This is a genomic window from Acrocarpospora macrocephala (assembly GCF_009687865.1).
Classification (GTDB): domain Bacteria; phylum Actinomycetota; class Actinomycetes; order Streptosporangiales; family Streptosporangiaceae; genus Acrocarpospora; species Acrocarpospora macrocephala.
In genome coordinates, this window is the sequence record NZ_BLAE01000009.1 from 1 (window position 1) to 14,944 (window position 14,944).

Here is a 14,944-nt window from a genome sequence, read left to right on the forward strand (position 1 = left end):
GGTGGGGTGGGTTGATGGGGTGGTGCATCTCGATCAGCTGGCGGTGCGTCCTGAGCATGGGGGGCGCGGGGTTGGGAGCGCGCTGCTGGAAGCGGTGTGCGAGCATGCGGCGGCGGTGTCGGATGCGGTGACCTTGACGACGTTTCGGGATGTGCCGTGGAATGCGCCGTGGTACGCGCGGCGGGGCTTTGCCGTACTGGAGGCGGAGCGGTGGGGGCCCGAGATGGCGGGGCTGGTGGCGTATGAGCGGGAGTCGGGGATTGCGGTTGAGCCGCGTGTGGTCATGCGCAGGGACGTGTGAGCTCGTGGCTACTAAGGTCGGAATCGAACGAGGAGAGGATACGGACAGCGATGGCCGATAGCAGTTTTGACGTGGTGTCGGAGATCGACCGGCAGGAGGTCGATAACGCCTTGAACCAGACGGTCAAGGAGGTCGGGCATCGGTTCGACTTCAAGGGAACCGGGGCGACTATTTCCTGGTCGGGGCAGAAGGGGATCGAGATCAAGGCGAACAGCGAGGAGCGCGCCAACGCGGTTCTCGATGTGTTCAGGGAGAAGCTCGTGAAGCGCGGGCTTTCGCTCAAGGTGCTCGACGCCGAGGAGCCGAAGCTGTCCGGTAAGGAGTATCGGCTGGCCGTGGCGCTCAAGGAGGGCATCGACCAGGAGACCGCCAAGAAGATCTCCAAGCTCATCCGGGATGAGGGGCCGAAGGGCGTGAAGGCGCAGATCCAGGGCGAGGAGCTCCGGGTCAGTTCGAAGAAGAAGGACGAGTTGCAGGAGGTCATCGCCCTGCTCAAGGGCAAGGATCTCGACATCGCGCTCCAGTTCAAGAACTACCGCTGACGAGACGGCATTTCTGTTCTCGTTCCACGGGCGATTTCCGAGGCACACGGTCGACCACACGTCTTCCCTGTGCCTCGGCCCATGTCTGGGCGCAGTGTGCCGTTCGGCACGGCGGGCGCGAGGATCAACGCTGAGAAAACATCCGAAAGCCGGGCCGGGATTCATTCCCCAAGCCCGGTTTTTCGTTTCTGATGAATTCATCGTTGTGCGAGAAGTTCACCGAGGCGGTCATGAGCCCGGGAAGCACGAGACTTCACTGTTCCGATCGGTACGCGGAGCTGGTCGGCGACTTCCTGCTGGGTCAGACCCTCGAAGTACATGAGCTCGACCACCCGCCGGTGATCCGGTTCAAGATTTTGTACGGCATGCCGCACAGAATCCAAAACATCGCTATCGGTAGTCGGTTCAGGGATGGTGTCCAGAAGTTCGACGGTGGCCGGATGGCGGCTGACCCGCCGGTGCACGCTGAACGCGCAGCGCCGGACGATCTGGTACAGCCAGGGAGCGATTTCGCGATCGCTGTCGAAGCTTGACGCGTTCCGCCACGCGCGGAGCAGGGCGTCCTGGACCGCCTCTTCGGCCAGGTGCGCGTCCCCGAGCAGGGTCAGCGCGGTACGGAACAGGGCGGGCCGGTAACGGGCCCCGATCTCGGCGAACGCGGCTTCGTCACCTGCGCGGAAACGCTCCAGCATGCCACGCCGGCAGTACGAGGGACGACCGGGCAGGCCATGTCGGGATTCGGTTGACGTGTTCACAGGACGAGCCTGGTCGATCCCGGTTTCACCGGCCTGTCGGATCGAGTTCGTCACGCGTACCCAACATCCGTTACCAATTCGTTGTGCAACCTTTGGGCGCGCGGTCGCATCTACTTCAAGTAACGAAAGGAAATGACGATGAAAAGACTGGCGATTCTGGCAGTCGCGGCGGCGTCCGTCGTTGTGGCGTATCCAGCGCAGGCGCAGGATGCGGACGCTACCGCTCGATATGCGGTGCTGAAAAGCTGCCCGAAAAAGGATTACCGGGTGCCGTGCGGCCCGTGGATGATAACGCGACGCGATGGCAAGCAGTTCGTGCTGGCGGACGCGCAGGTTTTCCAGGTCGAGGCGAACGGCAAAACCTCCACGGAGGTATCGCTGCCTATCACCCTGAGCGGTGACGGGCAACGGGTCGCGTACTTCCGCAAGTCCGACCGGCGACTCGTGGTCCGAGACCTGACCACGAACAAGGTGTTCACGCTCCCCAGCAAGGTCGCACAGGTACCCAAAGGGCTCACCATGGGCGATATTGGAACGTTCTTATCCAAGGACGGGACGCTCCTGGCCGTCGACTACCTCGGAGACACCGCCAAGCGGCCGTCCTGGATCGTGGAAGTGGGAACCGGCACGGTCAGCACGGTCAAGGGCAACGCCTCGGTCGAGTCCATCAGCCCGGGCGGGAAATACGTCCTCGCCTCCGAGTACACGAATGAGAACACCCTCAAGTACATCGCGTACGACACGACGGGCAACGTGGCGAACAGCCAGGTCGTCCCGCAGGTGGTCTCGAACAATTCGCCGGTCACCCTGGCCGACGACGGCGCCACGGTGGCCGTGATCGTGAACAGCGCCACCGGCAAGAAATATCTGCGGACCTATGACCTGGCTCTCGACACGGTCGGTGAGCGAATCGAGGTGGCGATTCCGAAGACGGAGTCGGTGCAGCGGGTGCTGTGGGACACCAGTGATCGTCTTTCGGTCTGGACGTTCCATGACACGGAGAGCTACACCGCCACCCTGACGACATCGTGGCACCTGGACGCCGGCACCGGCGAGACGAAGAAGACCGACTCGTTCAAGATCAAGTCCAAGGTCTGGGACTACCGGCTACCGGGGGGATGAGCCGGGTTATCGTCACCATATGGGCAAGATCTATGAGGAACTGACAGACCGGTTGCGGGAGTTCATCGCCTCACAGCCGGTCTACTTCGTCGCGACCGCCCCAGAATCCGGCGGGCACGTCAACGTCTCCCCCAAGGGATACGCGGACACGTTCGCCGTCCTCGACCAGACCACAGTCGCCTATCTCGATCTCGACGGCAGCGGCGTAGAGACGATCGCCCACATCCGCGACAACAGCCGCATCACCGTCATGTTCTGCGCGTTCTCCGGCAAACCCAACATCGTCCGCCTGTACGGCACCGGCACGGTCGTCACCCCGGAAGATCCGCGATTCGCCCAGCTGATCGGCAAGTTCGGGCCGCACCCGGGGGTTCGCTCGATCATCGTGGTCGCCTGCGATCGCATCACCGATTCGTGCGGTTTCTCCGTCCCGTTCATGACGTTCGAGAAGGATCGTACGCTCCTCGATGAGTGGGCGGGCCGCAAGGACGTGCAGGAACGTCGCGCCTATCGGGCCAAGAACAACCGCGAGAGCATCGACGGGCTGCCCGCCCTGCGCCCCGACGAGACGGACCCGGCCCATCAGCACTCCTGACGGGAGCCCGCTCAGGCCGGGCGGCCCGCCATACGTTCCAGGCGGGCGACGCGTTCCGTGGTCGGCGGATGCGTGGCGACGCACGAGCCGGCGCCGAAGGGGCTGGCGATCATCATGTGGCCGGCCGAGATGATCTGGGCGTTTCGCGGGAGCGGGAGATGCCGGGTGCCTGCGTCGATCTTGCGGAGGGCGCTCGCCAGGGATCCGGGGTCGCCGGTCAGGCGGGCCGCGGCCTCGTCGGCGGCGAACTCGCGGGAACGGGCGATGGCCAGGCGGATCATGGTGGCGGCGACCGGGCCGAGGGTCAGCAGGATCAGGGTGCCGAGCAGGCCGGGAGGCTCGTCGCCGTCGTCGGTGGAGCCGAAGAGCACGCCGATGTAGCCGAAATAGGTGATCATCGTGGCCAGCGCGCCCGCGATCGAGCTGAGCAGGATGTCGCGGTTGTAGACGTGCGAGAGTTCGTGCGCGATCACGCCGCGCAGTTCCCGTTCGTCCAGGAGGGTGATCAGGCCGCGGGTGACGCAGATGGCGGCATCGCGAGGGTTGCGACCGGTCGCGAAGGCGTTCGGCTGGCTGGTCGGGGAGAGGTACAGGCGGGGCATCGGGCGGCGGGCGTCATACGAGAGTTCGCGGACAATGCCGTACAGCTCTGGCTGTTCTACCTCGCCGACCGGGCGGGCGCGCAGGGCGGCGAGGGCGATCCGGTCCGAGCAGAAGAACGCCACACCAGCGGCTCCGAGCGCGATCAGCAGTGCGATCCGCACCCCCGTGCCGCCGCCGATCCAGGCCCCCACCGCCAGCATCAAACCGGACAGAACCCCCAGAAGCACCGCCGTACGCACACCGTTGTGACGCACGCCCTCCTCCTCCCGGTCAGCCCGAAGAAGCGGAGCGACCCGCGCCCGCCTACCGTCCAACGTGCGCGGTCCGGTCGAACGTTCCCGGAAACGGGGTTCAGGCGAGGGTGCCGAGCACCAGCTGGGGCACCACCGAGAAGGCGACCGTGAGCAGTAACGCCGCGCCGATGGCGATGATCACGGGAGTCCGCCCGCGCTCTTCTGTCACGGTACGGCTCTCGCCTGCCGGAGCCGGAGTGAACAGCCGGGCTGTCCACGCCAGGTAGTAGTAGAGCCCGATCACGGTGTTGACCGCCATGACGATCGCCAGCCAGCCGAGGCCGCCCGCGACGATCTCGCGGAACACGACGACCTTGGCGAACAGGCCCGCGAGTCCTGGGGGGAGCCCGGCCAGGCAGATCAGGGCGAAAGCGAGGGAGATCGCGGCCCTGGGGCTGCGATAGGCGAGCCCTCGGTAGTCGTCGAGCTGGTTTCGCGCGTGCCTGCGGGAGATCAGCATGACCACGGCGAACGCCAGCAGGTTCATGGCCGCGTAGAACACCAGGTAGGCGATCGAGGCGTTCACGGCCCAGGGCATGCCGAAATCTCCGGATAGTTCGATGGCCTGCGATTTGGAGATGACGGACGCAGCGGATCCGGTCTCGGCGGGTGCGGCCTCCGGGCTGCTGACAGCGGCGGGCCCGATCATGGCGTTCATCAGGGCGACGACGTCCATGTGGACCGCGAGCGGCGCCAGGATGTAGCCCGATTGCGCGACCGACGACCAGGCGAGCATGCGCACCGCGTGGCGTTGCCGGAGCGCGAGGACGTTGCCGACCGTCATGGTGAGCGCGGCGATGATCGCGACGAGGGGTGTCCAGGTGGCGGCCTCGCTGAACAGGGCACGGCTGAGGACCAGAATCAGTCCGGCGAAGCCCGCCGCCTTCGAGATCACCGACAGCAGTGCGGCCACCGGCACCGGCGCGCCTTCGTAGACGTCGCCCGCCCAGAAGTGGAACGGCACCGCCGCGACTTTGAACGCGAACCCGGCGACGACGAGCACGACGCCTACGGTCACGACGGCGGAGCCGTTGTGGAGCACGGCACCGGTGGATTCCGCCTGCTGGACCAGCATGGCCGAGCCGCCGTAGGAGGTGGAACTAGACGAATATGTCGGTCGCAGGGCTGCGGCCAGGCGATCCAGATGCACCGCACCGGTCATGCCGTAGAGCAGCGAAACCCCGAACAGCATGACCGCGGTCGACACCACGGAGACCACGAAAAGCTTCAACGACGCTTCGGAGGCCCGGCCGTCGTAGCGTCGCAGCGCCGTCAACGCGAACACCGGGAGCGATACCAGTTCCAGGGCGACGACCAGCATGACCAGGTCCCGCGCGGCGGGCAGCAACACCGCGCCGGTCAGCGTCGCCAGCAGCAGAAAGTACCACTCCCCCACCGGAATCCGCCCACCGGCCAGTTCCGCCATCGACAACAGCACGACGACGGCGCCCGCCACCAGGGTCAGCCCGGCGAAGATCTCCGTGAACGAATCCATCACGAACGAACACGACGCGGCGTCCCCCGGCACACAGAACGTCCGCAACTCATCCCCGCGTACGGCTTGCGCCACCACCACCCCGAGCGCCGCCAGCACCCCCACCAGCGAAACCAGCCCGAGCACAGTACGCGAGGCTCCGGCCCGGTTGGGCAGGAAAACATCGAGAACGAGCACCAACCCCGAGGTCAACGCGAGAATCAACGGCGCGGCGATCGCCCAGTAGTCGATGGACTGAATCATCCCGCCCCCTCCGTTCCTCGCTGGCCTGGGGAGCCCGGTGAGCCTGCGCGGATCATGGGTCTCCCAGCGGGGGGACGGGATCGGTGGGCCCGAGCAATGCCGACGGTTCCTCCGTCCCTCGCCATTCCGGGGAGCCCGGCGAGCCCTGCGCAGATCATGGCGCCCCCAGCAGGGATTGAACGACAGGGTCGGTGAGGCCGAGCAATGCCGACGGCCAGAGCCCGAAAAGCACGGTCAGCACAACCAGCGGAACCCACGCAGCCAGTTCGGACGGCATGACGTCGGTGAGTTGTGGCGCGGTGGCCGGGTCCTCCAGGCCTGCGGCCGTTTGCGGCGTGGTGGCCGGGTGCTTCGGGCCTGCGGCCGAGTCACTCTCACGGATCAGATCGCTGGATTCATCGCCTGCCGCGTTCCGTCGCGCGAGGGCGGCTGATTGGCCGAGTGTGTCGTCCATGGGGCTTGGGACGAGGGCATCAACGAAGGGCTCTTCACCTGTGGCCTCTCCGCGCACGACGTTGGCTGTGCTGAGGAGGAGGGGATCTTCGGCTGTTGCTGTCCCTGCGGCTACGGGCTCGGTTAGGCCGGGGATTCCTTCTGCTGTTTCGACGGGAGGGCCGGGGGGTGTGGTGCCGGGGTGGCCGTGGGTTATGCGGGACAGCATGAGGAGGAAGTAGGCGGCGGTGAGGACTGCGCCTAGGCCGCCGATGGTCATGAAGACGAGGAAGAGGGGGCGGGACAGGATGGCTGCGGGTTGGAATGCGCCTTGTAGGGCGAGCATTTCTCCCCAGAAGCCGGCTAGGCCGGGGAGGCCGAGGGAGGCGATGCAGGCGAAGGTGAGTAGGGAGCCGACGTAGGGGAGGCGGCCGAGCATTCCGCCGCCGAGGCGGGTCATGTCGGCGGTTCCGTAGCGTTCCTTGATGGCTCCGGCGATGAAGAAGAGGAGGCCGGTTATGAGGCCGTGGGCGACATTTCCGAAAAGGGCGGCGTTGATGCCTACGGGGGTGAGGGTGGCGAAGCCGAGCAGGATGAAGCCCATGTGGCCGACGGAGGAGTAGGCGATCATTCGTTTCAGGTCTTGCTGGGCCAGGCAGGCGAGTGCGCCGTACACGATGCCGACGACGGCGAAAGCGCCGAGCCAGGGGGCGATGGTTGCGGCGCCCTCGGGGAGAATGGGGATCGCGATTCGGGCGAAGCCGTAGGTGCCCATTTTGAGCAGGACGCCTGCTAGGAGGACTGAACCTACGGTGGGAGCTTCGGTGTGGGCGTCGGGGAGCCAGGTGTGTAGTGGCCACATGGGGGTCTTCACCGCGAGGCCGAGACCGATGGCGATGAATGCGATGATTTGCGTCGCTCGTGACATCGGATGGGATTGCGCGAGAGCAACCATGTCCAGGGTGCCGGTTTGGGACCAGATCAGGAGCAGTCCCAGGAGGAGTACGGCGGAGCCGAGCAAGGTGTAGAGGATGAACTTGATCGCTGCGGCGCGTCGTTGTGTGCCGCCCCAGATCGCGATCACGAAATACATCGGGATCAGTACGACCTCGAAGAACACGAAGAACAGCAGGAGATCGAGCGCGACGAAGGTGCCGATCATGCCGAATTCGAGGACCAGCAAGGTGAAGACGAGCGCTCTTGGCCGGAGCGCCTCAAGCCGGATCCCGCCTTGCGAAGATCGCCCTGCGAGGTAACCGAAACATAGGAAACTCAGCAAGGCGGTCAGGACGATCAAGGGTAGGGAAATGCCGTCGAGTCCCAAATGGAAGCGGAGATCCAGGCCTGGGATCCATGGCACATCGGTCTCGAACTGCATGCGCTCCGGTGCGGAGTAGTCGAACCCTGCCAGCAGGACGACCGCCACCGCCAGGGTGGCTCCGGAGACGGCCAAGCCGTAACCCCGAGGGACACGCCCGGCAAAAGCCGGAGCCATCAGTCCGGCAGCCCCGACCAGCGGCAACGCCACCAGCACGACCAAAAGCCATCCAGAACTGCTCATTCAAATATCACCGCCCCGAGGAGTCCCCGAGGCCGGACATAGCAAATATCTACGGGGGTTCTCCCACCCACCCAGCCCTTTGTTTTCTCCCGGGCTCCGCCCGGCCCCGTCAGCGCCGTGGTTCCCCACACGAACCGGACGAAATTCGTCTGCCCTCATCCCAGCATCACCGCCCCCACGGCGATCAACAGGACTCCCGCCAGCAAGCCCGTCACATACAACTGGGCGTTGCCGTTCTGGCTGAGCCTGGCGAGGGAAGACAGGCCGAGTGTGAGCCGGCCAGAGCCACGAACCGCCCCATCCACCACATGTGTATCGGTCCGCACAACGCCACGAGCCAGCGCCAGCGTGGGCCGGGCGATCAGCGCCGCATAGACGCGATCCACGTAAAAGGCCTGTTCACAAGGGCCACGGAACGGCCCGAGCAGGCGGGCGGGGTCTGAGTGGGGAGCTCCACGCCAGGTCGTATAGACGATTCCCGCGCCGAGGAGGGCGACGAGCAGACTGATCGCGGCCGACGGCCAGTCCATGTCGGCGACGCCGATGAAGCCCAGGAGGAGGGCGGGGATCGCGAGCAGCACGAGTGGCCACACCATCGTGCGGGGCGCTTCGCGGCCGTCGAAGACGTGGGCTGTGCCGGGGGTGGGTTCCGCGAGGGCATGGACGTGTTCTTCGCCGAAGAAGGTGCGCAGCCAGGCCCGGATCGCGTACGCCCCGGTGACGCCGACAGTGATCAACGCGGAGCCGTACAGGAAGAGGCGGATCGGGCTGGTGGAGTGTTCGATGGCGAGGATGACGGCGTCTTTGCTGAAGAAACCGCTGGTGGGAGGGAGGCCCATCAACGCGGCGAAGCCGATGGTCATCGTCCAGAAGGTGATTGGCATGGCTTGGCGGAGGCCGCCCATGTGGCTCAGCAGGTTGGAGCCGACATGGTGGATGACGGCGCCGGCGCAGAGGAACAGCAGGGCTTTGAAGGCGCCGTGGCTGATCAGATGGAAGATGGCGGCGTCGGGTGAGCCTGCGGAGAGCGCGGCGGCCATGTACGCCAGCTGGCTGATCGTCGAATAGGCCAGGACGCGTTTGAGATCGTCCTGAGCGAGAGCGGCGAGAGCGGCGCCGAGCATGCCGATGGCGGCCAGCACGCCGAGAACGTCCAGGGTGGGTTGCGGGAAGACGGGGAACAGCCGGGCGACGATGAAGATCCCGGCGGCGACCATGGTGGCGGCGTGGATGAGTGCGCTGATCGGAGTCGGGCCGGCCATCGCGTCGGGCAGCCAGGTGTGCAACGGCACCTGGGCGCTCTTCCCGGCGACACCGCCGAGCAGCAACATCGTCGCCAGGACCAGCGTTCCGGTCGATATGTCGGCGGCGATCACGTCATCGATCCGGAAGCTGCCTGCCGCGAAACCTAGGGTAAATATCCCGAAAAGGAAGGCCACATCACCCAGCCGGGTGACGAGGAACGCCTTCACCGCCGCGCGAGAGTTCGCGCGATCCTCCCACCAGTGCCCGATCAACAGATACGAGCACAACCCCATGATCTCCCAGCCGACATACAGCACCAGAAGATCGGCGGCGAACACCACAAGCAGCATCGCACTGGTGAACAAGCTGATAAACGCACTGTACGAAGGAAAGCGCGAATCGCCCCGGAGATACCCCACCGAGTAGACCTGCACCGCCGTCGCCACCACGGTCACGAGGATGGCAGTCAGCACCGACAATCCATCAACCTGGAGCCCCACCGAGATCGGGATCGCTCCGGTATCGATCACGGTCAACGTGCCCTCAGCCGACCCCGGCAGAAACTCGGCCCAGAACACATCAGCGGACCCACCCGCACCGGACACCTGCCAGGCCAGCCACACCGTCAACACCAACGCCCCGGCCGCCGGCCCCACCGCAAACCAGCCAGCCCGCCGATTGGCCCGAGCGTTGTTCTCCTCAGTACGGCTCCCACCCCGCGGCCACCGCGACCCCAACAACCCCGCCACCGCCCCAACAAAGGGCAACAGCACAATGAGCGCGGCGGCAACGATCATCCCCCGACACCTCCGGAAGCAGCCTCCGAGATCACTCCGACGCCTCCATCCGAGCGCAAACGACCAGGCCGCCACACCAGCCGGCAAACGCGAAGGCACCGATCACCCTTCGTGATCACTCCGGACCACCTCCGGTCGTGACCTTCGTCGCCACCGGTTGCGCTCCGTTAGGGCTGGGTGGTTCGGATAGTTCGGTGGGTTCGGACAGTTCGCGTAGGCGGTCCAGGTCGATGCTCTGGCGGTTCCGATAAACGGCCAGGACGATCGCCAGGCCGATGCCCACCTCGGCCGCGGCGATCACGATCACAAACAGGGTGAGCACCTGACCGCCGTGCAACTGATCCCGCAACCAGACATCGAACGCGACCAAGTTGAGGTTGACCGCGTTCAGCATCAACTCCACCGACATCAGAACAAGGATGGTGTTGCGCCGGGCGAGCACGCCGTACACGCCGATCGAAAAAAGGAGGGCGGCCACGACGGCGGGATAGACGACGTGCATGGTCAGCCCACCGCCTGGGGTTCGGGTTCGCGGGTCATTCGCGGCCCTTGATGTCGGTGCGGGAGATCACGATGGCGCCGATCAGAGCGGCGAGGAGCAGGACCGACAGGGCCTCGAACGGGAGCACCCAGATGCGGAAGATGCTGCCGCCGAGGGATTCGGCCGAGCCCGTGCCGGGCTCCAGCGGCGTGTACGCCGTGCGGAAACCGTCGATGACGACCGTAACCAGGACAGCGGCGGTCGCGATGGCGACGATGGCCGCGATGACGCGGTTGCCGGAGTTGAGGTCGGCGGTGCGGCCGATGGGGGCGCGGGTGAGCATGATGCCGAACAGCATGAGCACGACGACCGCGCCGACGTAGATGAGGACCTGGACCCACGCGACGAACTCCGCGGTCAGGACCAGGTAGGTGCCCGCGAGGGCGCCGAAGCAGGCGACCAGCCAGAGGGCGGCGTGCACGAGCTGGCGGGTGGTGACGACGAGCAGGGCCGAGCCGACCGCGACCACGCTGAGCAGCAGGAAGACGATTTCCTGTGCCGTCGGTGGCCAGAGGGCGGGGGTCACGCATCCCCCTCGGACGAGGGGCGTTTCGGGAGAGCGCCAGGAGGGCGGATGGATCTGGCGGACGGGCGGGGAGCGGATTCCGCGGCCAGTTCCTTGGGGGGTTCCGCGCCGAGCTCGTGGGCGGGTGGGGGTGGAACGCGGGTCGCCCAGGTGGCCAGCCGGTCCTTCTCGTGAAGCAAGTCCCTGATGTCGTGTTCGGCGTATTCGAAGTCGGGCGCCCAGAAGAGGGCGTCGAAGGGGCACGCTTCGATGCAGATGCCGCAGTACATGCAGAGCGAGAAGTCGATCGCGAAACGGTCGAGCACGTTCCGCTGGCGGGGGCGGCCGCCTTCGGGAGCGGGGATGGTTTCCTTGTGGGAGTCGATGTAGATGCACCAGTCGGGGCACTCCCGCGCGCACAGCATGCACGAGGTGCAGTTCTCCTCGACCAGAGCGATCACCCCGCGGCTGCGCGGCGGCAACTCCGGCTGCACCTCTGGATACTGCTGCGTCACCGATCTGCGCAGCATGTGTCGCAGGGTGACAGCCAGCCCCTTCGCCAGCCCTTTACCTGGTATGCGCGCCACGATTCAACATCATGACGCACTATTGCCTCCCCGGGAAGTTAGGGGGCGCGTGCTTCGCCGACCAGGATGCTCGGAGGGGTTTCCCGCGTATTGTTCACATATGGACCACCCGCCGCGGTCGACCGCGGGCAGCTTTCTGTGGGCGTTCGCGCCCCTGGTGACCTTTGGGTTCGCGACTCCGTTCACGCTGGGGTACGCGGCTGCGAAGCGGCGGAGCTGCTGGCTTGCGGTGGCCGCGGTGGTGTACGCGGCGGGGATGGTGGCGTGGCTGGCCATTGCGAACTCCCACGAGAATCGGGTGCCGGGGATCCCGGCGGCGATCATGGTGATCGGATTGTTCGGTAGCTGGATAGGGGGAACGCTCCACTCGCTCCTGATCCGCGCCACGGTGTTCGAGACGCGCCCGGTCCAGCGGACCCCGAACGAGCAAGCGCTTGAGCATGCACGATACCGCCGCCAGCTCCGCCATGAGGCACGTGAGCTGGTCAAACGTGATCCGAAACTGGCCAAGGAACTGCGCGTCGGAAGGCCCGATCTCCCCCGCCAGTACGACGACGGCGGCCTGATCGACTTCAATCACGCACCCGCGCGCGTAATCGGGACCGTTCCCGGAATGACGCCGGATCTCGTCGATCGGGTGCTCAACGCCCGCCGCGAATCCGGACTTTTCACCTCAGCCGAGGAGCTGTCGGTCACCCTCGACCTCCCGGTCGACCTCAATGACGAACTCGACGAGTACAGCGTCTACCTGCCGTAAGTCCCCGAGATACTGAAATAACCGAATATTTCTGGCGCTCTACAGCGTCTACCTGGCATAACCGTATCCTCGCCATGTGCATCCCACTCGCCGGCATCTGAAATCGGGCACCCGGGTCGCGTTGAGCGTCATCTGGGCTCTGGCCCCGCTGATCACACTCGGTTCTGCCACCCCGTTCGTGATCGCACACGCCGCCGTCCGCCGCCGCAGCCCGCTGCTGTTCCTCTCCGCCGGCGTGTACGCGACGAGTTTGGCCCTCTTCCTCATCCAGGCGGCCAACTACGAGACCATGGACGCCGCGCCCCAATGGCTGGACACGACCACCACGCTGGGCTTCTTCCTGAACATGTTCGGCGGCCTGGCCCAGACGCTCTACGTGCGCGCCTCCGTCTTCAACACCCGCCCGGTCGAGAAGACCGCCAACGAGCGTGCGCTGGAACTCGCCACCACCCGCCGCCGCCTCCGCCAGGAGTCCCGCGAACTGGCCGAGCGCGACCCGGCGCTGGCCAGGGAACTCGGCATCGGCCACCCGGACCTTCCCGGCGAGTACGACGACGGCGGCCTGGTCGACATCAACCACGCCTCCGCGAAGGCGATCAGGAGCATTCCCGGTATCACCCGGGAGCTGGCTGACCGAATTGTTACCGCCCGGGCCTCCGCAGGCCCGTTCACCTCGGCGAACGAGCTTTCTGTCCTGCTCGATCTGCCCGTGGACCTCAATGACGAACTGGCGGAGTACAGCGTCTATCTCCCCTGATACCCGAGAAATCCGTATTCTCGCGCTGTGAACCCGTATTGGCAGCAGCAACAGCCCAGGACCCCTGATGGCTTGACCGTATTGTGGGCCCTGGTCCCGCTGTTCACCTGTGGGTTCGGTACGCCGTTCATCATTGGGTATGCGGCATACCGGCGTCGCAGCCCATGGCTGATCATCTCGACCGGCGGATACGTCCTGAGTGTCGTCATCTTCGTCATCGCCGTCGCCTCGTACGACGACCTGGAGCTGCTGCCCACCTGGCTCGACACGACCATGACGGTCGGGCTGCTCATCAACTGGATCGGCGGCCTGATCCAGGCTCTGATCATCCGCACCAAGGTCTTCTACGGCCAGCCGGCGCCCCACCAGATGAACCAACCGCATCAGATGAACCAGCCGTACCCGCCGATGCCGGTTCGTCCGCCAATGCCGCCCCCGGGGCCGGGCTTCCCCCCACCGCCACCGCACTCGGCAGGGCACGTGACCGGCCCGCGCCCACCAATGGGCCAGCCGATGCCAAGAGGCCCGCAGATGGGCCCGCCGCAGCCGCATTCGACCGGCCCACGCCCACCAATGGGCCCGCCCATGGGCCAGCCGATGGCGAGAGGCCCGCAGATGGGCCCGCCGCAGCCGCATTCGACGGGTCCGCGCTCCCCCTGGCGCGACGCCTCCACCCGTCCAGGTGCCAACGGACCCGCCGACGGATCGAACCGCCCGCAGCAACTCGGCCACTACCGGGTGATCGGGAACTTAGGCAAGGGCGGCCAGGGCTCGGTCTACCTCGGGGTGGACCCGCAGGGCCGGAAAGTCGCCATCAAGGTGCTGCACGCACACATCGCGGGCGATGAGGCGGCCCAGGCAAGATTCCTGCGCGAGGTGGAAGCGGCCCGCCGGGTGGCCCCCTTCTCGACCGCGCGCGTGCTGGACGTGAGCGTCACCGCCGAACTCGCGTACGTGGTGAGCGAGTTCGTGGACGGCCAGTCCCTGGACCAGCTGGTCAGAGAGAAGGGCCCGCGCCCCGAGGACGGCCTGATCCGCCTGGCCCTGGCCACATCCGGTGCCCTGGCCGCCATCCACAAGGCCGGGATCGTGCACCGCGACTTCAAGCCGAGCAACGTGCTGATCGGCGCCGACGGCCCGCGCGTGATCGACTTCGGCATCGCCAAGGCGCTCGACCAGGTGACCGCTACGGCCAGCCAGATCATGGGCACGCCCGCCTACATGTCCCCCGAGCAACTCGCCGGGGAAGTGGTCGGCCCGAAGACGGACGTGTTCAGTTGGGCCGCCACGATGATCTTCGCCGCCACCGGCAGGACCGCGTTCGGCGACGACACCATCCCCGCCATCCTGAACCGGGTGATCAACCATCAACCGGACCTGAGCGCCCTCCCCGCCAGCCTCCGCGAACTCGCCCGCGCCTGCCTGGACAAGCGCGCCGAGAACCGCCCGTCAGCCTCAGACGTCATGCTGGGCATCGTGCACTAAAGCACCTTCACCACACCGGTCAACGCCAGCTGGAACAGCGCGAGCGGCACCAGCCCCACCCAGGCGAGCTTCTGGAGCTGGTCCTCGCGCATCCGCGGGTAGCTGACTCGGACCCAGATCACCACGAAGGCCAGCACGAAGATCTTGATGAGCGTCCACACCGGACCGGGCAGGAACGGGCCGTGCCAGCCGCCCAGGAACAGCACGGTGGTCAGCGCGGAAAGCACCACGATGCCGACATATTCGGTGAGCATGAACAGGGCAAACCTGATGCCTGTGTACTCGGTCATCGGCCCCATGATGATCTCGGACTCGGCGATCGGCATGT

16 protein-coding genes are annotated in these 14,944 nt (G+C 66.1%); 7 read left to right on the forward strand and 9 right to left on the reverse strand.

The window, feature by feature from the left end:
• Positions 1-301, forward strand: a 301-nt coding sequence (locus tag Amac_RS08195; protein WP_155353721.1) for a GNAT family N-acetyltransferase, incomplete at its 5' end; no start/stop codon positions are given.
• A 50-nt stretch (positions 302-351) separates the two neighbouring features.
• Positions 352-843, forward strand: coding sequence for a YajQ family cyclic di-GMP-binding protein (locus Amac_RS08200; protein ID WP_155353722.1), 492 nt, complete (start codon positions 352-354; stop codon positions 841-843).
• Positions 844-1,040: 197 nt separating this feature from the next.
• Here Amac_RS08200 and Amac_RS08205 read toward each other — a convergent pair whose 3' ends face one another.
• Positions 1,041-1,598, reverse strand: coding sequence for an RNA polymerase sigma factor (locus Amac_RS08205; RefSeq protein ID WP_155353723.1), 558 nt, complete (start codon positions 1,596-1,598; stop codon positions 1,041-1,043).
• 285 nt (positions 1,599-1,883) lie between these two features.
• Here Amac_RS08205 and Amac_RS08210 point away from each other — a divergent pair, with 285 nt between their 5' ends.
• Both Amac_RS08210 and Amac_RS08215 read left to right on the forward strand, forming a co-directional pair.
• Positions 1,884-2,720, forward strand: a complete 837-nt coding sequence (locus tag Amac_RS08210) for a hypothetical protein (RefSeq protein ID WP_155353724.1) — start codon at positions 1,884-1,886, stop codon at positions 2,718-2,720.
• 19 nt (positions 2,721-2,739) lie between these two features.
• Complete coding sequence (locus Amac_RS08215) at positions 2,740-3,315, forward strand: pyridoxamine 5'-phosphate oxidase family protein (protein ID WP_155353725.1); 576 nt, start codon at positions 2,740-2,742, stop codon at positions 3,313-3,315.
• Between the two features lie 11 nt (positions 3,316-3,326).
• Here Amac_RS08215 and Amac_RS08220 read toward each other — a convergent pair whose 3' ends face one another.
• The 7 genes from Amac_RS08220 to Amac_RS08250 form a co-directional block, all read right to left on the reverse strand.
• Positions 3,327-4,172, reverse strand: coding sequence for a M48 family metalloprotease (locus Amac_RS08220; protein WP_155353726.1), 846 nt, complete (start codon positions 4,170-4,172; stop codon positions 3,327-3,329).
• A 97-nt stretch (positions 4,173-4,269) separates the two neighbouring features.
• Positions 4,270-5,949 carry an NADH-quinone oxidoreductase subunit N gene (locus tag Amac_RS08225; RefSeq protein ID WP_155353727.1) on the reverse strand — a complete coding sequence of 560 codons (1,680 nt, stop codon included), beginning with the start codon at positions 5,947-5,949 and terminating at the stop codon, positions 4,270-4,272.
• Between the two features lie 154 nt (positions 5,950-6,103).
• Complete coding sequence (locus tag Amac_RS08230) at positions 6,104-7,942, reverse strand: complex I subunit 4 family protein (protein ID WP_218040941.1); 1,839 nt, start codon at positions 7,940-7,942, stop codon at positions 6,104-6,106.
• A 155-nt stretch (positions 7,943-8,097) separates the two neighbouring features.
• Positions 8,098-9,819 (reverse strand): NADH-quinone oxidoreductase subunit 5 family protein, encoded by a 1,722-nt coding sequence (locus tag Amac_RS08235; RefSeq protein WP_307729706.1) that lies wholly within the window; start codon positions 9,817-9,819, stop codon positions 8,098-8,100.
• A gap of 280 nt (positions 9,820-10,099) precedes the next feature.
• A complete protein-coding gene (gene nuoK / locus Amac_RS08240; RefSeq protein WP_155353729.1) occupies positions 10,100-10,486 on the reverse strand; it encodes an NADH-quinone oxidoreductase subunit NuoK in 387 nt (128 codons plus the stop codon).
• 34 nt (positions 10,487-10,520) lie between these two features.
• The gene (locus tag Amac_RS08245; protein ID WP_155353730.1) at positions 10,521-11,051 is read right to left on the reverse strand and encodes an NADH-quinone oxidoreductase subunit J family protein; all 531 of its coding nucleotides are present in this window, start codon (positions 11,049-11,051) and stop codon (positions 10,521-10,523) included.
• Positions 11,048-11,560 carry a NuoI/complex I 23 kDa subunit family protein gene (locus tag Amac_RS08250; RefSeq protein WP_155353731.1) on the reverse strand — a complete coding sequence of 171 codons (513 nt, stop codon included), beginning with the start codon at positions 11,558-11,560 and terminating at the stop codon, positions 11,048-11,050. The genes Amac_RS08245 and Amac_RS08250 overlap by 4 nt, the downstream gene beginning before the upstream one ends.
• A 157-nt stretch (positions 11,561-11,717) precedes the next feature.
• On the opposite strand from Amac_RS08250, the gene Amac_RS08255 reads away from it, so the two are divergent.
• The 3 genes from Amac_RS08255 (at position 11,718) to Amac_RS08265 (ending at position 14,616) form a co-directional block, all read left to right on the forward strand.
• Positions 11,718-12,374, forward strand: coding sequence for a ComEA family DNA-binding protein (locus Amac_RS08255; protein ID WP_155353732.1), 657 nt, complete (start codon positions 11,718-11,720; stop codon positions 12,372-12,374).
• Between the two features lie 76 nt (positions 12,375-12,450).
• Entirely contained in the window at positions 12,451-13,131 is a 681-nt protein-coding gene (locus Amac_RS08260; RefSeq protein ID WP_155353733.1) for a ComEA family DNA-binding protein, read from the forward strand.
• Positions 13,132-13,203: 72 nt separating this feature from the next.
• A complete protein-coding gene (locus tag Amac_RS08265) occupies positions 13,204-14,616 on the forward strand; it encodes a serine/threonine-protein kinase (RefSeq protein WP_155353734.1) in 1,413 nt (470 codons plus the stop codon).
• Here the strand turns inward: Amac_RS08265 and Amac_RS55925 are convergent.
• Positions 14,613-14,944, reverse strand: a 332-nt coding sequence (locus tag Amac_RS55925) for a complex I subunit 1 family protein (protein ID WP_246268155.1), incomplete at its 5' end; no start/stop codon positions are given. The genes Amac_RS08265 and Amac_RS55925 overlap by 4 nt on opposite strands.